The following is a 19,935-nucleotide window of genomic DNA, read 5'->3' as shown; positions in this document are numbered from 1 at the left end:
ACGCCGACGAACGACCTTTCTGCCCACCCCAGTTCGGGTCGGCCGACGTTTTCGCAGTGACCAGGAAGAACACTCAGTTTAGGATGGGCTCCGGGGTGGTTCACCGCACCCCGTGGCCGCATTCTCCGTACCCGACGGAGAACTACCCGATGTGGCAGAGGTAGGACCCGTGAACACGCCTGACGACACGTCCGTCGCACCCCCGAGCGCTGAGCTGCAGCTCACCGACCACCGGGCGTCCCTCGACGCCATCGAGGACGGCTGGAGCCGCATCGCGCCCGTGCAGGGCGCCCGCCTCCGCGAGGCCGTGCGCTCCTTCCCCGAGGAGGAGTGGCGCTCCCGGCCGCGCATCCTGCTCGCCCTCGCGGCCAGCCACCGCTCCGTCGGCTCGCGCTCGGCCAGCGCCGCGCTGCCGTGGTTCCGCGGCGTGGCCAAGGCCATCGACGCCGACCCGACCCTGGGCCTCGACGTCCGGGCGGGCTACCACGTCCACCTCGCGGCCACGCTGCGCACCCTCGGCAACTTCGTCGTCGCGCACGAGCACCTCGAGATCGCCCGCACGATGATCGAGACCGACCTCGCGCAGGCGATCAGCGCCCGCATCGGCCTCAGCGCCTCGTTCAGCCTCCAGCTCGGGCTGATCCGCGTCCACTACGGCGAGTACGACCAGGCCCTCTTCGCCCTGGGCCTCGCCGCCGGCCTCGGCGAGGAGCACCTGAGCACCGCCGAGCGCGTCGAGTGCCTCTCCGCCCTCGCCTACGTCGCTATGCTGCTCGGCGACTTCGCCGTCGCCGACGAGCACGTCGCCCACGCGGAGCAGCTCGCCGCCGGGACCGACCTCCTGGTCAGCTCGTTCGGCGCGCTCGCGCAGATCACCCGGCTGCACGTGGCCCTCGAGCGCGACCGGCCGCTCGCGGAGGTCGAGCAGATCGTCGCCGCCGTGCGCGAGTCGTCGCGCGGGAGCGACTGGGAGGCGCTCGGCTGGCTCGCCGAGGCCCACGTCTGCCTCGTCGAGCAGCGGTACATCGAGCTGCTCGACCACCTCGGGCGGATCACGCGCCTGACCCAGGGCTTCACGGGCCACCCCGTCGTGCCGTCGTCCGTGGCCGCCCTGCGCGCCGAGACGATGCGCGCGCTCGGCCAGCCGCAGGAGGCCCGTCGCCTCGCCGCCCCGCTCGCGCCGAGCGACCGCCACGTGCTCTGCCCGAGCCGCGTGCTGGCCCTCGTGCACCTCCAGGCCGGCGAGCCCGAGGCGGCGCTCGACGCCCTCGAGGGCTGCCTCGCCCTCGGCGACCTGCACACCGAGCGGACGATGGGCCACGTGCACGCCATCGCCGCGGCGGCGCACGCGCTGACCGGCGACGGCGGCCGGGCCGACATCGCCTTCGACCGCGCCCTGCTCTCCGTCGCGCGCATGGGCTCGCTCTGGCCGTTCGCGACCCTGCCCGTGCAGACGCTCGACCACCTCGCGTCGCGGGCGGCGCAGCGCGACCAGCCCGACGTCATCCAGGGGGCCCTCGACCGCCTGCGCGGCGCCACCGGCGACGCGGTCGACGAGCTGGCCGAGCCGCTCAGCGACCGCGAGCTCGTGATCGTCCGGCACCTGGCCACCGGCCAGACCCTCGGCCAGATCGGCAACCAGCTCTACATCTCCGTCAACACGGTGAAGAGCCACGTGCGGAGCATCTACCGCAAGCTGCAGGCCACGTCGCGCCGGGAGGCGATGGCACGGGTCCGACAGCTCGGGCTGGACGTCGAGGCGGACTGACCGCGGGAGGCGCGGGTCGGTCCGAGCGGGACCGGCCGGGCCGTGACCGGGCGCGGGAGTCGCGGGCCGGCCGTGCGGTAACCTCTCGCGGGTGCCTGACGACGTCGCCCCCTCCTCCCCCGCGCCCTCCGTCCGCCCCTCGCTGGGCGTCCAGCTGCGCCGCCGGAAGCCCCTGGAGTCGTTCGCCGACGACCAGGAGGCCTCGGGCCAGCCGGCGCTGCGACGCACCCTCGGCGTCTGGCACCTGACCGCGATCAGCATCGGCGCGACGCTCGGCACGGGCATCCTCGTGGTGCTCGGCACCGCCGTGCCCCTGGCCGGCCCCGCCGTCTGGATGGCCTTCGTGCTCGCCGGCGTCGCGGCGTTGCTCTCCGCCCTCTCGTACGCCGAGATGGCCGGCAGCGTGCCCGTCTCCGGGTCGAGCTACAGCTACGCCTACGCGACGCTCGGCGAGGGCCTGGCCTGGGTCTGCGGCTGGTGCCTCGTGCTCGAGTACGCGGTGTCGGTCGCCGCGGTGGCCGTCGGGGCCGGCCAGTACGTGAACGAGGCGCTCGACGTGGTCGGCCTCGCCCTGCCGGCCGCCCTCGCCGACCCGCCCGGGGCCGGCGGCCTGCTCAACCTGCCCGCGGCCGTGCTCGTGCTTCTCGCCACCGTCGTGCTGCTGCCCGGCGCCCGCGAGGGGGCCTGGGTCAACACCGTCCTCGTCGTCGTCAAGGTCGGGCTGCTGGTCTTCTTCGTCGTCGTGGCCTTCTCGGCGTTCCGCTCGGGCAACTTCGAGCCCCTCGCCCCGATGGGCGCGGCGGGGGTCTCGGCCGCCGCCTCCCGCCTGTTCTTCTCCTACATCGGCTTCGACGCGGCCTCGACGGCGGGCGAGGAGGCCCGTGACGCCCGGCGCGACCTGCCCCGGGCCATCATCGCCTCGATCGTGATCATCACCGTGCTCTACGTGCTCGTGGCGGTCGCGGCGATCGGCGCACGGCCGTGGACGGAGTTCACCGACGGCGAGGCGACCCTCGTGACGATCGTGGCCGACATCACGGGCCAGCCGTGGGTGGCCTTCCTGTTCGCCGTGACGGCCGTGGCCGCCATCGCCAGCGTCGTGCTGACGGTGCTCTACGGCCAGACCCGCATCTTCGTGGCCATGGCCCGTGACGGACTCGTGCCGCGCGTGCTGGGCCGCGTCTCGCCGCGCACGCGCACGCCCGTGGCGGGCACGCTGATCGTCGGCGGGGCGGTCGCCCTCACCGCGGCCCTCGTGCCGCTCGGCGCGCTGGCCGACGCCACGAGCATCGGCACGCTCTTCGCGTTCGCGCTGGTCAACGTGTCGGTCATCTGGCTGCGGCGCAACCGGCCCGAGCTCGACCGCACGTTCCGCGTGCCGCTGTACCCGGTCGTGCCGGTACTCGGGTTCGCCGCGTGCGTGCTGCTCATGGTGACGCTCGGCTGGATCACCTGGGTGGCCTTCGCGCTCTGGATGGTCGTGGGCACCGCGGTGTACCTCGGGTACGGGCGTCGGCACTCCGTCGTGGGCCGCGCCACGTTGCCCGTCAAGCTTCGCTAACTGTCCCCTCGAGATGCGGCATCAACCGTAAGGCGCTGAGGTAATACTCCTGACAGTACCGAGCCGAACATGTCGAGTTGCGCCCGACCTTCAGTGGAGCTCCTGAACCACATCATCCACGCGCGGACAACAAATTCCTGCACAGTCAGACCTAACATCTCGGCGCAACTTTGCGCTCTATTATGGGGATCCAAACCGACTGTTGTTTCCAAGTGACGGAGCAATTGCTCGCGCGAAGACTTCTCAAAATCTATCAACTCCTCGACGAGTTTTAGCGCAGTAGCTTCAGGACTTATACCTAATGACATAGGTGAGGGAAATTCTAGGAGGCTAGGCTCGGATTTCGCGTCGCCAGGCAAATCACCATCATTTACGGCGCGAATCGTTACTTGGGGAAGTCCCAACCGACCATACCTGGCTGCTGTCAGCACGTCGGCTCCACCATTAACGTGGACTACGCGCGTCTCGGAGAGATAAGGATATCCAGTCTCAAGCAGAATCGCTTGCAGAAGCGCTTCGGCAACGCGGTCCTCGACGACGAATAGGACGCCCAGGGCTGGCGCCACCCGAAGGGCCGTCCAAATACCCTTATCGCCTGGGGTTTCTAGGCGGCTTTCTCCATCTACTCCGATAGTGAGAAGCACCTGCGCTTTGAGAGGCGTCTTGGAAAGACCGAGGTAGGAATGCGACGACGCAGCCATTGGTGTTTTTAGTTCATTAGCACGATTAACAATTAGATTCAGGGCCCGCTCTGATGCGACCGTGCTGAGAAATGCATCAGGTTCATCCATGAGAAGCAGTTCTCCCATCTGGGCCTGCTTCAAGACCCACAAAAGAGTAAGCGCGGATAGTTCGCCGCGGCTGATGCTGCGAGAGTCTGCAACTCGGCCCTTGGACGAGACCTTGAAAAAAGGAACGGTATCGGGTCGAAAGAGGTACGGTCCCGAGGTTGGGGTAAAGTACGAATCCCTTTCTGCCTCAGTTCGTTCCAGTTCAAAGACAAGCACCGAGTCGATTTCACGGCCGATGAGGTAACTTGCTTCTCTTAGCTCACTTGCACGGAACGGAACACTAGAAAACTGTTCTAGGCCTGCCTCTAAGTCTTTCTCTGACACTGCGGGACGAGATTGGCGTTCCAACAACTCAAACATGTCAACATAAGCCGAAGAGCCTGGCTGGTCCCCCGTCCAATGGGCTCGCAATCCGCGGCTGTCTCGACCCGATACTTGATCGTGTAGTGCCTTTAACACCCTGGTCTTTCCCGAAGAATTCACACCTGCAAAAACGGCCACTCCGGCTTGGACTCGAGCTTCGCTATCGCTAAATCCTGGAGCACCGCTTGCCGTCATCGCAGCAAAAGACGACTGTCCCTCCCAGTCAGAAGTCGCTCTCCGCCACGCATGCACACTCTGCTCGGCCTTCATCGCAGGATGTCCCATCCACGAGCTCCGGCAAGTAATGTCAGAAATTCGTTCTCGAAGACCTCAGGACCATAATCAGCCATTTTCCGACCATGCCTGACCAACTCACGCATGCGCGAAGGCACCAACTCGAGCGAAGATGTCTCGGCAATCGCGATCCACGCAATAACGTCTCTTGCTTGAATACTTAGGGTATCGGACACTCGCAAACTCGCGCGATTGCTATAAACGTCGACTAAAGAACTTATTGGCAGTGAGTTCGGGACGTCCAGCAACCCGACAACTCGACTGCGGCCCAGCGCAGCTCTTCCACCCTCCAGGAGCCTAAGAGCCTCTCTGATAGGAACGTTGTGAGACACACTATCCGTGTCCGCGCGGACGACAACGATTAGCCATGTGAGTAAAGTTGCCTTATTTAGCCTCAGTTTCGAGTGTTTCTGTGCGCTTTTCAGTTCATACGTCAGGTGCTCTACCGCACGTCTTACGCTCTGCAAAGTGTGGGCCGAAAAGCCGCCCTCGCGACGGTAGGCGTTTTCCATAACCGACGGACTCGTGGGCGCCCCCACCGCATTGTGTTGCACCATGACACACACTCTTGATAATACGTCATCATATGCCATGCGGTTGTCGCTGAAGCCAAGGACGTCCTTGTCCCATCCGAGGTCAGCCGCCCTTCGAGCAAGTACTCTGATCTGCTCCCGTGCATCCCCGGCCAGCGCATTCCGCTTCTCAGCCTGGCTCAAACTTGTGGGCAGGTTGAGCCTGAAGAAGAGCTCGTAAGGCTCACCCGCCTCGTAGTCGTCAAGCCGGTAGCTGGGGATTCTGGAAGAAGAAATCCTTCTTTGTATCGCTCTGGGCAAATCTCCGTACCGCAGACCTGAAAATGATGCGACGTCTTCACTAAAGGGCGGAAAAGCTTGAATTGCGAACTTGCCGTCTATAAAGTCAAACATTGCCTGAAGTCGCTGCTGACCATCCAGCACACTCAGGGTTTCGTCACGTTCAACGATAAAATGGACCGGCGGTACTCGCCATCGCCGCATAAGCGAGTCAATAAGCCTTGCTTGCTTCTCTGTTGGCCAGACTGAACCCCTCTGAAATGACGGTTGCAAGTCCAGTTCTTTTGCTTGGTACCTGTTGTACAGGGTTTCTAGATCCGGATCCCAAGACTCGACCTTCAAAGCGTCTACCTCAAATTCTATTGGGGCGAGATGCCCAAGGGAGTGACTTTTCCTCGTATCCAGATGTTAGCAAACGAGACTTCTCCACGCTACTCACATAGCTCTGGACTGTAGCGATAGGTGACACCTTCGACTTGACGCGACAGCTTCAGTCGCCCCCGGGAACGGCGGAAGGCGCCGCCCCGAGGGGCGACGCCTTCTGCTGTGGTGCAGGAGCGGTGGGGCCGTGGGCCCCGCCGACTACTTGAGGGTGACGGTGGCGCCGGCAGCCTCGAGCTGAGCCTTCGCCTTCTCGGCGGTCTCCTTGTTGGCGCCCTCGAGGACGGTGCTGGGCGCACCGTCGACGACGGCCTTGGCCTCGCCGAGGCCGAGGCTCGTGAGCGCACGGACCTCCTTGATGACCTGGATCTTCTTGTCGCCGACCGAGTCGAGGACGACGTCGAAGGAGTCCTTCTCCTCGACCTCTTCGGCAGCGGCGGCGGGGCCGGCGGCACCGGCGGCGGCGACGGGGGCCGCAGCGGTGACCTCGAAGACCTCTTCGAACTTCTTCACGAACTCGCTGAGCTCGATGAGCGTGAGCTCCTTGAAGGCCTCGATCAGTTCGTCCTGCGTGAGCTTCGCCATGGTGTTCTCCTTGTTGTGTTCTTGAAGTGGTGGTGGTTGCGACGACAGCTGTTAGCTGTCGGCGTCCTGCTTCGCGCGCAGCGCCTCGACCGTGCGGACGGCCTGCGAGAGCGGAGCCTGGAACAGGTAAGCAGCACCGAAGAGCGAAGCCTTGAAGGCGCCGGCCAGCTTGCCCAGCAGCACCTCCCGCGACTCGAGATCGGCGAGCTTGTTGACCTCGTCTGCCGAGAGAGGGTTACCGTCGAAGTAACCGTTCTTCACGATCAGAGCGGGGTGTGCCTTGGCGAAGTCACGCAGGCTCTTGGCGACGGTGACAGGGTCACCGTGCACGAAGGCGATCGCAGAAGGCCCGACGAGTTCGTCGTCGAACGAGCTGATTCCGGCGTTGTTGGCCGCGATCTTGCTGAGCGTGTTCTTCACCACGGCGTACGTCGCGTCTGCACTGATGGACTTGCGGAGCTCCTTGAGCTCAGCGACAGTGAGACCGCGGTACTCGGTGAGCAGGACGGCGGTCGAGTCACGGAAGTTCTCCGTGAGCTCGGCGACCGATGCTTCCTTGTTCGCCATGGCTCTCCTAAACGTGGGTGTGCCGGCAGCCCCCGGGACCTCGAGGCCCACGACACCGAGATCGGTGCCGGGGCAAAGAAAAAAGCTCCGGCGCGGGCGCACGGAGCTGAGTCTCTTCGAGAAGAGGAACGACTTCACACACCTGCGCTGGTCGCTCTCTCTCGAGAACCTTCGGTCTCCGTCTGTCTCAGCGAGGCTGAGCGCAGGCGATGACAACCGGCGGTCTTGGGCTGGGTACAGAGTAGACGCACGACTCACGCTCGCGCAAGTCGGGCCTCCTCGCCCTGCCCCTGCCCCTGCCCCTGCCCCGGCGCGGACCCGGTCATCGGCCCCGTCGCCCGCGACGTCGCCGCCGCGTCGGGCTCCGCCGGCCCCTCGAGCGGCAGGCGCACCGTGAAGACGGCACCCGCGGGGCTGCTCTCGACCGAGACGTGCCCGCCGTGGGCGTGCACGACCGCCTCGACGATGGCGAGGCCGAGCCCGGTCGACCCGGCCGTGCGCGACCGCGAGCTGTCGGCGCGCGCGAACCGCTCGAAGAGCACCGGCAGCACGCTCGGCTCGATGCCGGGGCCCTCGTCGGCCACCGTGACGAGCGCCTCGCTGCCCGACGGGTCGACGCCGAGCGCGACGTGCACCCTCGTGCCGTCGGGGGTGTGGGTGCGGGCGTTGGTCAGCAGGTTCGCGACGATCTGGTGGAGGCGCATGGCGTCGCCCGGCACGACGACCGGCCGGTCGGGCAGGTCGACGTCGACGGGGTGCGAGTCGCTGGCGACGTGGGCGTCGTTGACGGCGTCGAGCACGACGCGGGTCAGGTCGACGTCGCCGACCACCAGGTCGCGGCCCTCGTCGAGGCGTGCGAGCAGGAGGAGGTCCTCGACGAGCGAGGTCATGCGGACGGCCTCCGACTCGATCCGGCCCATCGCGTAGACGACGTCCGGCGGCAGGTCGGTGCCCATGCGTCGGGTGAGCTCGGCGTAGCCGCGCACCGACGCGAGCGGGGTGCGGAGCTCGTGCGAGGCGTCGGCGACGAACTGCCGCACCTTGTTCTCGCTCTGCTGACGCGCCTCCAGCGCTCCGGCCACGTGGCCGAGCATGCGGTTGAAGGCCGCGCCGACGCGCCCGACCTCGGTGCGGACGTCGGCGTCGGGCTCGGCGACGCGCTCGGCGAGGGCGACCTCGCCGCGGTCGAGCGGCAGCTCGGCGACGCGGAGGGCCGTGTCGGTCATCCGCTCGAGCGGGCGGAGGGCGTACCGGACGACGCCGTAGGCGATGACGACCGCGAGGGCGAGCCCGACGAGCGTGACCAGGGCGATGATCGTGACGAGGCTGGTGACCGTGCGCGACACGGTGTCGGTCGGCAGGCCCACCACCAGGGTCGCCGCGACGACCGTGCTGACGGAGGCGGAGCTCGTCCGGATCTGCACGGGCACGGCCTGCAGGCGGTAGCTGCCGAGGTCGCCGCCGAGGTCGGCGGTGACCGGCACGGCCGACTGCGCCACCCGCTGCACCGCCGTGTCGTCGGAGGTGCTCGTCTGCGTCGTGACCTGGCCGTCGTCGTCGATGTGCACCTGCACGACGCTGTCGCCCTGGAGGAGGGCGGTGAAGGTGCCGGGAGCCTGACGGGGCCCGCTGAGGTCCTCGTAGTCGGGCGAGACCGTCGGCCGGCCGCCCGTGCCCGGGCCCGACCCGGCGACCGCGCGCTGCACGGCCTGCGACAGGTCGGCGTCGAGCTGGTTCATCAGCGACCCGCGCAGCGCCACCACGCTCACCGCGCCGATCACGACCGTGAGCAGCACGACGAGCGCGACGATGCTCAGGATCAGCCGGTTGCGGAGCGTCAGCGGGGCCCCGGGGGCGGGGACCCGGCCGAGGGCCCCCCGTAGCCGCCCGCCGACCCGGGCGGGCAGCGCGTCGCTCACGACGTGGGCTTGATGACGTAGCCGACGCCGCGCACGGTGTGGATCATGGGCTCCTCGCCCGCGTCGATCTTCTTGCGCAGGTACGAGATGTAGATCTCGACGACGCTCGACTTGCCGCCGAAGTCGTAGCTCCAGACCCGGTCGAGGATCTGCGCCTTGCTCAGCACGCGACGCGGGTTGCGCATCAGGAAGCGCAGCAGCTCGAACTCGGTGGCGGTGAGCTCGACCTCGCGGCCGGCGCGCGACACCTCGTAGCTCTCCTCGTCGAGGACGAGGTCGCCCACGACGATCCGCGAGTCGCCGTGCTCGCTGATCGCGGAGGCGGATCGGCGGATCAGGCCGCGCAGCCGGGCGACGACCTCCTCGAGGGAGAAGGGCTTCGTGACGTAGTCGTCGCCGCCCGCGGTGAGGCCCGAGACGCGGTCCTCGACGCTGTCCTTCGCCGTGAGGAAGAGGATGGGGGTGTCGTCGCCGCCTTGACGGAGCCGGCCGAGCACCTGGATGCCGTCGATGTCGGGCAGCATCCAGTCGAGCACGATGGCGTCGGGCTGGAACTCGCGGGCGAGGGCGAGGGCGCCCTGGCCGTCGGCGGCCGCCTTCACGTCGTACCCCTCGTAGCGGAGCGCCATCGAGAGCAGGTCGGTGAGGCTGGCCTCGTCGTCGACGACGAGGACGCGGAGGGGCGATCCGTCGGCCCGGGTGAGTCTCGGGGCGGCTGCGGTGGCGGGGGTCGAAGTGGTCACCTTCCCCAGTATCGAGGGATTCCTATGAGGCGGCTGTGGTGGCGCCATGCGTGAGCCGTGCACTGCTCACAGGGGCCTCATCGGCGGCGCACCGGGGTCCCACCGGGTTCGCGTCCGGGAGGCACCGACGCGCGGCCCACGATCGCCGCCCCTCCGCTCAGCCCCGCGGGTAGTCCGCGCAGGCGAAGCGCCGCGAGTCGGGCGCCCAGCACGGCACGTTGACCGTGCCCTGGCCGCCCTGCAGCGCCCGCAGGGTGCGCGGCTCGGCACCCGGCACCGGCAGCCCGTCGTCGCCGAGCGGCATCGTCCGCAGCTCCACGTCGCGGTCGGCCGGGTGCCCGGTGGTGCCCGGCTCGTACGCCAGCCAGAGCAGCGTGCGGCCGTCCGGCGAGGGGTGGGGGAACCAGTTCACCCGCACGTCGTGGGTGACCTGCACGAGGTCGCCGCCGTCGGGCGCGGCCCGGAAGAGCTGGGCGTGCCCGGCGACGCCGCCGGAGGCGCGCTCCGAGTTCCACCACAGCCACCGGCCGTCGGGCGAGAACTCGGGGCCGTCGTCGGGGTGCTCGTCGGCGGTGACGGCGGTCGCGGTGCCGTCGGCCACGGAGACCAGCGCCACGTCCGTCCGCCAGCCGGCCCGCGCCTCCTCGCCGTCCGGGTCGTCGACCGGCGCCGGCAGGGCGCCGACGACCACGCTGAGCTGCGTGCCGTCGGGCGAGACGCCGTGCAGGTAGTTCTTGTGGTTCCGGCCCGGAGGGTGGTCGCGCGTCACCCGACGGGCGCTCCCGCCCGGCTCCACCCCGTCCCACGGCACCTCGTACAGGTGCCCGTCGCGCGCGCTCACCACGACGGTCCGCTGGTCGGGCGCGATCACGTGGTCGTTGTTGATCTCGGGCACGTCGCCGAGCGGCACGGGCACGAGGTCGGTCTCGTCGGCGTCGCGGGCGTCGGCCGGCAGGCGCCAGAGCAGGCCGTCGCCGTTGACGACGAGCCAGCGGCCGTCGGGGCTCCAGTTCGGGGCCTCGACGAGCACGCGCCCGCTGCGGAAGGCGACCTCGGCCTCGCCGGTGACGGCGTCGACGACGAGGAGGCGGCTGGTCTGACCGGGGAGGAGGAGTCGGGGCACGGGTCGGTCTCCCTGCTACTGGTTCGAGAACGCGGAGTCGAAGGAGGCGGCGGGCCGTGGCCAGAGCAGCGAGCGCACGTGGGCCAGGGCCTCCGGGGCGCCGTGCAGGCGGTCCATGCCGGCGTCCTCCCACTCGATCGAGATGGGGCCGTCGTAGCCGACGGCGTCGAGGGCGCGGAAGGCGTCCTCCCAGTGCACGTCGCCGTGCCCGGTCGACACGAAGTCCCAGCCGCGGCGCGGGTCGCCCCACGGCAGGTGGGAGCCGAGCACGCCCGAGCGGCCCGACGCGGGGCGCACGCGCGTGTCCTTGCAGTCGACGTGGTAGATCCGCGACGCGAAGTCGGTGATGAAGCCGACGACGTCGACGCCCTGCCAGAGCATGTGCGACGGGTCCCAGTTGAAGCCGAACGCCTCGCGGTGCTCGATGGCCTCGAGCGTGCGCACGCTCGTCCAGTGGTCGTAGGCGATCTCGCTCGGGTGCACCTCGTGCGCGAACCGCACCCCCTCGGCGTCGAACACGTCGAGGATGGGGTTCCAGCGCGTGGCGAAGTCCTCGTAGCCGGCGTCGATGACGCTGGCGGGCACGGGCGGGAACATCGCGACGTACGGCCAGATCGCCGACCCGGTGAAGCCGACGACGGTGTCGACGCCCATCTTGCGGGCCACGCGGGCCGCCCGCTTCATGTCCTCCGCGGCGCGCTGCCGCACGCCCTCCGGGTCGCCGTCGCCCCAGGTCGACGGCCGCAGGATCGCCTGGTGGCGGAAGTCGATCGGGTCGTCGCAGACCGCCTGGCCCGTGAGGTGGTTCGAGATCGCCCACACGCGCAGGCCGTGGCGGTCGAGCACGTCGAGGCGCGAGCGGAGGTAGGCGTCGTCCTGGTCGGCCCGCTCGAGGTCGAGGTGGTCGCCCGAGGCCGCGATCTCGAGGCCGTCGTAACCCCAGCCCGCGGCGAGCGCCGCGACCTCCTCGAGGGGCAGGTCGGCCCACTGGCCGGTGAACAGGGTGACGGGGCGGGAGCTCTCGCTCATGGGGTCCTCTCCGGGCGGGGCGGGCGGTGCGGCGGTGCGGGTGGTGCGGACGGTGCGGAGGCGGGGTCGTGCAGGGCGGACGGAGGCGGGGGTGCCGACCCGGCGTCCCCGCCAGCATGGCAGGGGGCGGGGCCCCGTCAGGGCACGTCGACCCAGCGACGCCCGGCCGCGGCGGCCAGGACGCCCTCGGTGACGCGGATCGCCCGGAGGCCGTCGTCGAAGGTCGGCAGCCCCTCGGGCGCGCCGCCGTCCACCGCGTCGTAGACGTCCGCGACGAACGCCGCGAAGGCGTCCACGTAGCCGAGCGGGTGGCCCGCCGGCACGATCGACAGGCGCGCGGCGTCGGGCGACAGGGCCGCCGCGTCGCGGGCCAGCACCTCGGTGCCGCGCCGCCGGCCGACCCACAATGTCTCGGGCTCCTCCTGCGAGAACTCGAGGCTCTCGACCGTGCCCGCGACGTCGATGAGGAGGCGGTTCTTGCGCCCCGGCGCGACCTGCGACACGAAGAGGGTGCCGATGGCTCCCCCGACGGTCTCGAAGACGACGGCGGCCTCGTCCTCGGTGTCGACGGGCCGACCGCCGCGTTCGCGGTGCACGGTCGTGGTCGTCGACGACAGACGCACGAGGCGGCCAGCGTCGCCGAGCACGAACTCGAGGAGGTCGACGAGGTGGCTGCCGATGTCGGCGAAGGCCCGTGACGGGCCCCCGGCGGCCGAATCGACGCGCCAGTCGACGTCGTCGCTCTCGAGCAGCCAGTCCTGCAGGTAGCTCCCCCGGACGCTGAGCACCCGGCCGGTGTCTCCCCGGGCGATGCGGGCCCGCGCCTCCCGGACCATCGGGTGGTAGCGGTAGACGAAGGGCACCGCGGCGACGCGGCCCGCGGCGGAGGCGGCGGCGACCAGCGCCTCCCCCTCCTGACTCGTCGTCGCGAGGGGCTTCTCGCAGACGACGTGCTTGCCGGCCCGGAGCGCGGCGAGCGCGACCGGGGCGTGGCTGGCGTTCGGCGAGCAGACGTGCACGACGTCGACGGCGGGGTCGTCGACGAGGTCGGCGACCGACGCGTGCGCCCGGGCGACGCGGAGCGAGGCCGCCGCGCGGGCGGCGCTCTCCGGGGTCGACGACGCGAGGGCCACGACCTCGGCGCCGGCGGTGCGGGCGGCGGCGGCGTGGACGCGCGCCATGAAGCCGCCGCCCACGATGCCGACGCGGACGTGCCCGGGCCGGGAGGCGCCTCCGGCCTCCACGGCGGGGGCGGGGCGGGCCGCCCCGACCGTGACGACCGGGGCGGCGCCTCCCGGCCGGGTCACTTGACCGCGCCCGAGGAGAGCCCCGTGATCAGGTGCTTCTGCACGAGCATGAAGCCGATCAGCACGGGCAGCGAGACGACCACCGACGCGGCCATCAGCTGGTTCCAGTAGACGTCCTGCTGCGACGCGTACGCACGGAGGCCGATCGACAGGGTCCGCGTGTCCTTGCTGGTCAGCACCGAGGCGAAGAGGACCTCGCCCCACGCCGTGATGAAGGCGTAGACCGCGACGGCGATGATGCCGGGCTTCGCGACGGGGATGATGACGCGGAAGAGCGCGCCGAGGCGGCCCGTCCCGTCGATCATCGACGCCTCCTCGAGCTCCTTCGGGATGGAGGCGAAGTAGCCCGTCAGCATCCAGATCGAGAACGGCAGGCTGAACGTCATGTAGGTGATGATCAGCCCGAGGTAGCTGCCCGTGAGCTGCACCCCGACCGTGCGCTGGATCTGCACGAAGATGAGGAAGAGCGGCAGCAGGAACAGGATGCCGGGGAACATCTGGGTCGACAGCACCACGAGGCTGAAGCTCCGCTGCCCGCGGAAGCGCAGGCGGGCCAGCGAGTAGGCCGCCAGCACCGCCATGGCCACCGAGAGCACCGTCGCCGAGACCGTGACGATGAGGCTGTTCTTGAAGTACGACGCCAGCGGCACGGTCTGCCAGATCTGCACGTACGGCTCGAGCGTGACCCGCGTCGGGATCCAGGTGAAGAGCCCCTGGACGTCGGCGAGCGGCTTGATCGACGTCGTCAGCACCACGTACAGCGGCACGACCACGACGAGCGACAGGAAGGCCAGCCCGAAGAACCGGAAGATCTTGAAGCCACGGGTCTCAATCATCGTGCTGTCCCTTCGGGAGAACCATGCGGATGTAGAACGCCGACGCGATCAGCAGGACGATCAGGAGCATCACGCTCATGGCGCCGCCGAGGCCGAAGTTCCAGTTGTTGAAGCTCTGCTGGTAGATCAGCGGCGAGATGAGCGTCGCCTGCTCGGGCGACGCCGGGCCGAAGAGCACGTAGGGCACGTTGAACTGGTTGAAGATCCAGAGGCTCATGATGAGCAGCAGCACGGCGTTGGCCGGCTTCACCATGGGCAGCGTGATCTGCGTGAACTGCTTCCAGAGGCTCGCGCCGTCGAGGCTCGCGGCCTCGTAGACGTCGCCCGGGATGTTCTGCAGCGCGGCGAGGAGCATCAGGAAGGCGAACGGCCAGAACTGCCAGGCCGTGACGATGACGATCGCCCAGAACGAGTTGCCGCCGAGCAGCCAGAAGGGGCGGTCCTGGAGGATGCCCAGGTCGTCGACCAGGAACCGGTTGATGGCCCCGTCGCGCTGGTTGAACATGAAGGCCCACGCGATCGTCCCGACGTAGGACGGCAGGGCGTAGGGCACGAGGAAGAGCGTGCGGAGGATCCCGCGGCCCTTGAACGAGCTGGTGAGCAGCACTGCTCCCAGCATGCCCATGCTCCAGGCGATGGCCACGACGATGACGGTGAAGAGCAGGGTGCGGCCGAGGGCCCCGTAGAGCTGGCCGGCGATCGGCGAGCTCGGGTCGAGGGCCGTGACGAAGTTGCGGAGGCCGACGAAGGGCGCGTTGACCCAGTTGGCGATGCTGAGCTGGTTGAGCGTGATGAACGCGATCCAGACGCCCAGCACCATCGGGATGATGTGGACGAGCAGCTCGGCGAGGGCGGCGGGCGCGACCAGGAAGTACGCGAGCGGCGAGCGGTGCGCCTTGCGCTTCTGGGCGGGCTGGAGGGGCGCCGCCTGGTGTCGGTCGGGCGGGGTCGCCTCCTCGGCGGGGGCGGGCGGCAGCAGGTTGACGGTCATGAGGGTCCTCTCGGGTGCGGGTGCCGGGGCGGCCGGTCGTGGTGACCGGCCGCCCCGGCGCGCGGCGGTGGGACGGGCTACTGACCCGAGCTCATCTGGCTGGCCGCGTCCTCGAGGGCCGACTTGACGTCGTCCTCGCTGACCGACTCGCCCTGGGCTGCAGACGCGAGGAGGTCCTTGATCGCCGTGCCGACGAGGGTCTCCATCTGTCCTTCAGAGGGGTAGAGGGGCATCGGCTGGGCGTGGTCGGCGAGCGTGACCTGCTTCAGCTTGATGGCCTCCGACTGGAACGCCGGGTCGTCGTACGCCGCCGTGACGACGGGCAGTGCGCCGAACGACTCGTTGAGGTACTTCTGCTCGTCGTCGCTCGTCAGGTGCTTCACGAAGTCGATCGCGGCGTCCTTGTTGCCGCTGTTCTCGAAGACGCTGATGTTGATGCCGGCGACGTGGCTCTGCGTGCCCTCGAGGCCGGTGGCGTCGGCGGACTCCATCGGCACCGGAGCGGCCGCGTAGTCGGTGAAGTCACGGCTCTTGAGGTTGTCGGTCGGGGCCTGGTCGAAGAACATCGCGGCCTGGCCGTCGGCGAAGGTCGCCGCCATGTCGGAGCCGTTGACGCTCTCCGCGTCGGAGGGCGAGACGACCTTGTCGACGGCCATCAGGTCGACCCACTCCTTGACGCCGGCGACGACGCCGTCGTTGCCGAAGTCGGGCTCGCCGTCCTCGTTGTACAGCTCGCCGCCGTTCTGCAGGCCGCGGACGAACGCCTGGTGGGCGTTGTTCGAGATGCTCGAGCCCGCCATCGTGACGCCCCACTGGTCGATCTGCCCGTCGCCGTCGGTGTCGATCGTCAGCTTCTTGGCGTCCTCCACGAACTCGTCCCAGGTGGCGGGCGGCTCGGTGATGCCGGCGGCCTCGAACATGGCCGTGTTGTAGTACAGCGAGTACGCGAGGCCGTAGAGCGGCACGGAGGTCGGGGCCTGGCCCTCGGCACCGCCGGTCGCGAAGCTGGACTGCACGAAGCGGTCCTGGCCGCCGATGGCCTCGAGGGCGTCACCCTCCCAGGGCACGAACGCGCCGCTGGACTGCAGCGACACCGCCCAGGTGTTGCCGATGTTGAGCACGTCGGGGCCCTCGCCGCTAGAGACGGCGGTGAGGATGCGGTTGTAGAGGTCGGACCACGGGATGACCTCGAGGTCGACCTTCACCCCGGTCTCCTCCGTGTACCGGTCGATCGACTCCTGAAGCACCTCGGCGTCGCGCTCGACGGTCGGTGCCTGGTTGCTGGCCCAGTACGTGATGGTCTCGTCGCCGCCGTCGCTGCCGCCGTCGGCGGAGCAGGCGGTCATCGACCCGGCTGCCACGACGCCGACGGCGAGGGCGGCGACCCAGCGGAACTTCTTCGTGTTCATGTCTTCTCCTGGTGTCTCTTCTTCGAGAGGTCTCTTCATCGAGTGGGGGAAGTGCTGTGTTCGGGGTGGTGCGGTGGTGCTGTGCTGCGGGTGGTGCTGTCTCGGTGGTGGGCTGGTGAGGGGTGGGGGCGGGTGCCCCCGCGACGGGCCGGCCTCGTCGTCGACGCCGGCCCGTCGACGACTAGCTGAGGGTGGCGACCGACGGGTCCCAGTCCTCGGGCAGCTCGGGCGTCGGCTCGAGCGACGACGCCACGACGACGCTCTCGTCGCGCTCCGCCGACTCGGCGAGCGAGACCATGACGTCGAGCACGTGGAACGCGAGCTCGCCGGGCACCCGCTCGCGACGGCCGCCGCGGATGGCCTGGGCGAGCTCGGCGACGCCGGTGCCCCGGGTGAAGGTCGACCCCGACGCCGGCACGACGGTCGGCTCGTCGCCGCCCGTGTGCACCAGCGTGTCGCCGTCGAACATGTTCGGGTCGGGGAACACCGCGGTGCCCTCCGTCCCGGCGATCTCGACGAAGCCGGCGCGGGCGAGCTTCGAGTCGAAGCTGAAGACGGCCTGCGCGCTGGCGCCGCTCTCGAACTGGAGCAGGGCGCTGACGTGCGTCGGCACCTCCACCGGGAACTCCGTCCCGGCCTTCGGGCCCGAGCCGATGACGCGGGTCTCGCGGGCCTTCGACGACGTCGCGGTGACCTTCGCCACGGGGCCGAAGACCTGCACGAGGGTCGTGAGGTAGTACGGGCCGACGTCGAACATCGGGCCGGCGCCGTGCGCGAAGAGGAACTCCGGGCTCGGGTGCCACGACTCGGGGCCGGGCACCTGGAAGAGCGCGAGTCCGGTCAGCGGGGCGCCGATGTCGCCCTGGCGCACGACGCGGAGCGCCGTCTGCAGGCCCGCGCCGAGGAAGGTGTCGGGGGCGACGGCCACCCGGACCCCCGCCTCCTGGGCGGCCGCGAGCAGTCGCTGCCCGCTCTCGCGGTCGAGCGCGTAGGGCTTCTCGCCCCAGACGTGCTTGCCGGCGGCGACGGCGGCGAGGGCGACTTCGACGTGGGCGGCCGGGATGGTCAGGTTGACGACGATCTCGACGTCGTCGTGGGCGAGCAGCTCGGCGACCGAGCCGCTGCCGGGCACGCCCCACTTCTCGGCCTGGGCCGCGGCGCGCTCCTCGTCGATGTCGGCGATGAACAGCACCCGGAGGTCGGGGAACTGCGTGAGGTTGCCGAGGTACTGGTCGCTGATCACGCCGGCGCCGACGACGCCGACGCCGACCGGCCCCGTGCGCGGGGCTCCGGACGAGGAGGCGGTGGCCCGGTCGGCCGTGGTGGTGTCGGTCATGCGCGGACTCCCTGGAGGTACTCGAAGCTGTCGGTGAGGGCGGTGAAGACGTCGCCCGCGTGGTCGTCGAGCTCGACGACGGCGAGGGCCTGCGGCGCCGCGCGCAGGATGTCGCGGACGGGCATGCTGCCGCGGCCGACGGCGACCTGTTCGGAGTCGTCCTTCGTCAGGGGGCCGTCCTTCACGTGGAGGAACTGGACCTGGTCGCCCAGGCGGGCGAGGAGCTCGGCCGCGCCGACGCCGCCGACCTCGACCCAGTAGGTGTCGATCTCGAGCACGACGGTCGGGGGCAGGGCCGCGGCGAGGACCTCGAGGGCGGGGGTGCCGTCGATGGTGTTCTCCAGCTCGAAGGCGTGGTTGTGGTAGCCGACCGTGAGCCCGTGCTCGGCGGCCTGCTCGGCGATGCGCCCCAGGTCGGCGGCGACCGACTCGACGTCCTCGCGGGTGATCCACCGGGTCTCGTCGACGTGCGGGTCGATGACCGTGCCGACGCCGAGGCGGACGGCCGCGGCGAAGATCGGCTCGAGGTCCTGGCCGACGAGCTTGGCGTGGGCGCTCGGCGCGGTCAGCCCGGCCGCCGGCAGCGCCTCGGCGTACTCGTCGACGCGCTCGACGAAGCCCCAGGGCTCGACCTGCGTGAAGCCGATGTCGGCGAGGCGGCGGAGGGTGCCGGGCAGGTCGGCCGCGATGGCGTCCCGCACCGTGTAGAGCTGGACCGAGATCGGTGATGTCACCTGGGAGACTCCTCTTCGAGTAGGTGGATGCGGGTGGTCCACCCCCCGACGGGGGTCGATCACCGCTGATCGAGACCGACGATAGGACCACTTCTGTCGGAGCGCAAGCAAAAGTCGACGAATCATCGCCACCCTTGTCTCGAACGTCGTCGGGGCCTGTGCTTTACTGCCTTCATGTCCGACACGACGCGGCCGTCCGCCCTCGGCAGCACGGGAGCCAGCGAGCTCTTCCAGCTGCTGCGCGACGGCAGGCCGCGCACCCGGGCCGAGCTCGCGGCCATGACCGGTCTCGCCCGGTCGACGGTCGGGCTCCGGCTCGACGCGCTGAGCGCCCTCGGACTCGTCGGCCCCTTCGCCGACGCCGTCTCGACCGGCGGTCGCCCGCCGTCGCGCGTCGCGATGATCCCGTCGGCCCGCGTCGTGCTGGGCGCCGACTTCGGCGCCGGGCACCTCACGACGGCCCTCACCGACCTGATGGGCGAGGTGCTGCTCAGCCGCCACGTCGAGCTCGCCATCGCCGACGGGCCGGAGGCCGTCCTGACGACGATGGTCGCCGAGGCGGATGCCCTGCTCGCCGACCTCGGCCGGAGCCGCGACGACCTGATCGGCGTCGGCATCGGCCTGCCCGGCCCCGTGCAGTTCAGCACCGGCCGCCCGGTCAACCCGCCGATCATGCCCGGCTGGGACGGGTTCGACGTGCCCGGCTGGGTGCGACGCCACCTCGACGTGCCCGTGCTCGTCGACAACGACGTCAACATCATGGCCCTCGGCGAGCGGAGCCACGCCTTCCCCGGCACCGACCACTTCCTCTTCGTCAAGGTCGCCACGGGCATCGGCTCGGGCATCATCTCGAGCGGGCGCCTGCAGCGGGGCGCCCAGGGCATCGCCGGCGACATCGGCCACGTGCAGATCCCGGGGGGCGCGGGCATCCCCTGCCACTGCGGAAACGTCGGCTGCCTGGAGGCCGTCGCCTCCGGCCCCGCCATCGCCGCCTCGCTGCGCCGCACCGGCCGCGACGTGCCGGGCGGCAAGGAGGTCATCGACCTCGTGCGCGCCGGCGACCTCGACGCGATCATGGCCGTCCGCCAGGCCGGGCGCGACCTCGGCGAGGTGCTGACGGCGTGCGTCAACCTCATCAACCCGTCGGTGATCGCCATCGGCGGCTCGATGGCCCAGGCCGGCGAGCACCTCATCGCCGGGGTCCGCGAGGTCGTCTACTCGCGCTCGATGCCCCTCGCCACCGAGCACCTCAGCATCGTGCAGTCGCGGGCCGGCGACCGCGCCGCGATCATCGGGGCGAGCATGCTCGCCATCCACCACGCGCTCTCCCCCGCCGCCATCGACGAGCTGGCCGCCGCCGTCTAGGCCGGTCGCCCCGCCGGCGTC

17 protein-coding genes are annotated in these 19,935 nt (G+C 69.8%); 3 read left to right on the top strand and 14 right to left on the bottom strand.

The annotated features are described in order from the left end of the window. The first annotated feature begins 169 nt into the window (after positions 1 to 169). Positions 170 to 1,768 carry a LuxR C-terminal-related transcriptional regulator gene (locus IFT72_RS16565; protein ID WP_056053068.1) on the top strand — a complete coding sequence of 533 codons (1,599 nt, stop codon included), beginning with the start codon at positions 170 to 172 and terminating at the stop codon, positions 1,766 to 1,768. A 91-nt stretch (positions 1,769 to 1,859) separates the two neighbouring features. Next, positions 1,860 to 3,329, top strand: a complete 1,470-nt coding sequence (locus tag IFT72_RS01605; RefSeq protein WP_192045385.1) for an amino acid permease — start codon at positions 1,860 to 1,862, stop codon at positions 3,327 to 3,329. Here IFT72_RS01605 and IFT72_RS01600 read toward each other — a convergent pair. The 14 genes from IFT72_RS01600 to IFT72_RS01535 form a co-directional block, all read right to left on the bottom strand. Further along, the gene (locus IFT72_RS01600; RefSeq protein WP_192045384.1) at positions 3,326 to 4,444 is read right to left on the bottom strand and encodes a hypothetical protein; all 1,119 of its coding nucleotides are present in this window, start codon (positions 4,442 to 4,444) and stop codon (positions 3,326 to 3,328) included. The genes IFT72_RS01605 and IFT72_RS01600 overlap by 4 nt on opposite strands. A 305-nt stretch (positions 4,445 to 4,749) precedes the next feature. Further along, the gene (locus IFT72_RS01595; protein ID WP_192045383.1) at positions 4,750 to 5,931 is read right to left on the bottom strand and encodes a DUF262 domain-containing protein; all 1,182 of its coding nucleotides are present in this window, start codon (positions 5,929 to 5,931) and stop codon (positions 4,750 to 4,752) included. A gap of 240 nt (positions 5,932 to 6,171) precedes the next feature. Next, a complete protein-coding gene (gene rplL, locus IFT72_RS01590; RefSeq protein ID WP_056053063.1) occupies positions 6,172 to 6,555 on the bottom strand; it encodes a 50S ribosomal protein L7/L12 in 384 nt (127 codons plus the stop codon). Between the two features lie 51 nt (positions 6,556 to 6,606). Beyond that, positions 6,607 to 7,122, bottom strand: coding sequence for a 50S ribosomal protein L10 (rplJ, locus tag IFT72_RS01585; RefSeq protein ID WP_056053061.1), 516 nt, complete (start codon positions 7,120 to 7,122; stop codon positions 6,607 to 6,609). A gap of 254 nt (positions 7,123 to 7,376) precedes the next feature. After that, the gene (locus tag IFT72_RS01580; RefSeq protein ID WP_371741134.1) at positions 7,377 to 9,041 is read right to left on the bottom strand and encodes a sensor histidine kinase; all 1,665 of its coding nucleotides are present in this window, start codon (positions 9,039 to 9,041) and stop codon (positions 7,377 to 7,379) included. After that, positions 9,038 to 9,796, bottom strand: coding sequence for a response regulator transcription factor (locus IFT72_RS01575; protein ID WP_235491201.1), 759 nt, complete (start codon positions 9,794 to 9,796; stop codon positions 9,038 to 9,040). The genes IFT72_RS01580 and IFT72_RS01575 overlap by 4 nt, the downstream gene beginning before the upstream one ends. 145 nt (positions 9,797 to 9,941) lie before the next feature. Next, positions 9,942 to 10,907 (bottom strand): PD40 domain-containing protein, encoded by a 966-nt coding sequence (locus IFT72_RS01570; protein WP_192045382.1) that lies wholly within the window; start codon positions 10,905 to 10,907, stop codon positions 9,942 to 9,944. Between the two features lie 15 nt (positions 10,908 to 10,922). Continuing rightward, a complete protein-coding gene (locus tag IFT72_RS01565) occupies positions 10,923 to 11,936 on the bottom strand; it encodes a sugar phosphate isomerase/epimerase (protein ID WP_056053051.1) in 1,014 nt (337 codons plus the stop codon). Between the two features lie 137 nt (positions 11,937 to 12,073). After that, a complete protein-coding gene (locus IFT72_RS01560; RefSeq protein WP_371741196.1) occupies positions 12,074 to 13,180 on the bottom strand; it encodes a Gfo/Idh/MocA family protein in 1,107 nt (368 codons plus the stop codon). Between the two features lie 59 nt (positions 13,181 to 13,239). Then, positions 13,240 to 14,079: a carbohydrate ABC transporter permease gene (locus IFT72_RS01555; protein ID WP_056053048.1), complete on the bottom strand. Its 840-nt coding sequence runs from the start codon at positions 14,077 to 14,079 to the stop codon at positions 13,240 to 13,242. Further along, positions 14,072 to 15,070, bottom strand: a complete 999-nt coding sequence (locus IFT72_RS01550; protein WP_082514255.1) for a carbohydrate ABC transporter permease — start codon at positions 15,068 to 15,070, stop codon at positions 14,072 to 14,074. The genes IFT72_RS01555 and IFT72_RS01550 overlap by 8 nt, the downstream gene beginning before the upstream one ends. A gap of 77 nt (positions 15,071 to 15,147) precedes the next feature. Next, positions 15,148 to 16,479, bottom strand: coding sequence for an extracellular solute-binding protein (locus tag IFT72_RS01545; RefSeq protein WP_056053044.1), 1,332 nt, complete (start codon positions 16,477 to 16,479; stop codon positions 15,148 to 15,150). A 181-nt stretch (positions 16,480 to 16,660) separates the two neighbouring features. After that, on the bottom strand, positions 16,661 to 17,815 hold the full coding sequence (locus IFT72_RS01540) for a Gfo/Idh/MocA family protein (RefSeq protein WP_056053041.1): 1,155 nt from the start codon (positions 17,813 to 17,815) through the stop codon (positions 16,661 to 16,663). After that, a complete protein-coding gene (locus IFT72_RS01535) occupies positions 17,812 to 18,549 on the bottom strand; it encodes a sugar phosphate isomerase/epimerase (RefSeq protein ID WP_255465284.1) in 738 nt (245 codons plus the stop codon). Before IFT72_RS01535 ends, IFT72_RS01540 begins: the two co-directional genes overlap by 4 nt. 174 nt (positions 18,550 to 18,723) lie before the next feature. Here IFT72_RS01535 and IFT72_RS01530 point away from each other — a divergent pair, with 174 nt between their 5' ends. Next, the gene (locus IFT72_RS01530; RefSeq protein ID WP_192045381.1) at positions 18,724 to 19,914 is read left to right on the top strand and encodes an ROK family transcriptional regulator; all 1,191 of its coding nucleotides are present in this window, start codon (positions 18,724 to 18,726) and stop codon (positions 19,912 to 19,914) included. Positions 19,915 to 19,935: the final 21 nt, after the last annotated feature.

The sequence above is a fragment of the Frigoribacterium sp. CFBP 8754 genome, assembly GCF_014841815.1.
Classification (GTDB): domain Bacteria; phylum Actinomycetota; class Actinomycetes; order Actinomycetales; family Microbacteriaceae; genus Frigoribacterium; species Frigoribacterium endophyticum.
The sequence above is the reverse complement of the archived record's forward strand: the minus strand, read 5'-3'. Positions and strand labels throughout refer to the sequence as shown.

Coding starts and splice junctions, on each gene's coding strand:
- IFT72_RS01565 (WP_056053051.1), bottom strand. CDS start 11,936: ATGAGCGAGAGCTCCCGCCCCGTCACCCTGTTCACCGGCCAGTGGGCC.
- IFT72_RS01555 (WP_056053048.1), bottom strand. CDS start 14,079: ATGATTGAGACCCGTGGCTTCAAGATCTTCCGGTTCTTCGGGCTGGCC.
- IFT72_RS01530 (WP_192045381.1), top strand. CDS start 18,724: ATGTCCGACACGACGCGGCCGTCCGCCCTCGGCAGCACGGGAGCCAGC.
- rplJ (WP_056053061.1), bottom strand. CDS start 7,122: ATGGCGAACAAGGAAGCATCGGTCGCCGAGCTCACGGAGAACTTCCGT.
- rplL (WP_056053063.1), bottom strand. CDS start 6,555: ATGGCGAAGCTCACGCAGGACGAACTGATCGAGGCCTTCAAGGAGCTC.
- IFT72_RS01550 (WP_082514255.1), bottom strand. CDS start 15,070: ATGACCGTCAACCTGCTGCCGCCCGCCCCCGCCGAGGAGGCGACCCCG.
- IFT72_RS01545 (WP_056053044.1), bottom strand. CDS start 16,479: ATGAACACGAAGAAGTTCCGCTGGGTCGCCGCCCTCGCCGTCGGCGTC.
- IFT72_RS01540 (WP_056053041.1), bottom strand. CDS start 17,815: ATGACCGACACCACCACGGCCGACCGGGCCACCGCCTCCTCGTCCGGA.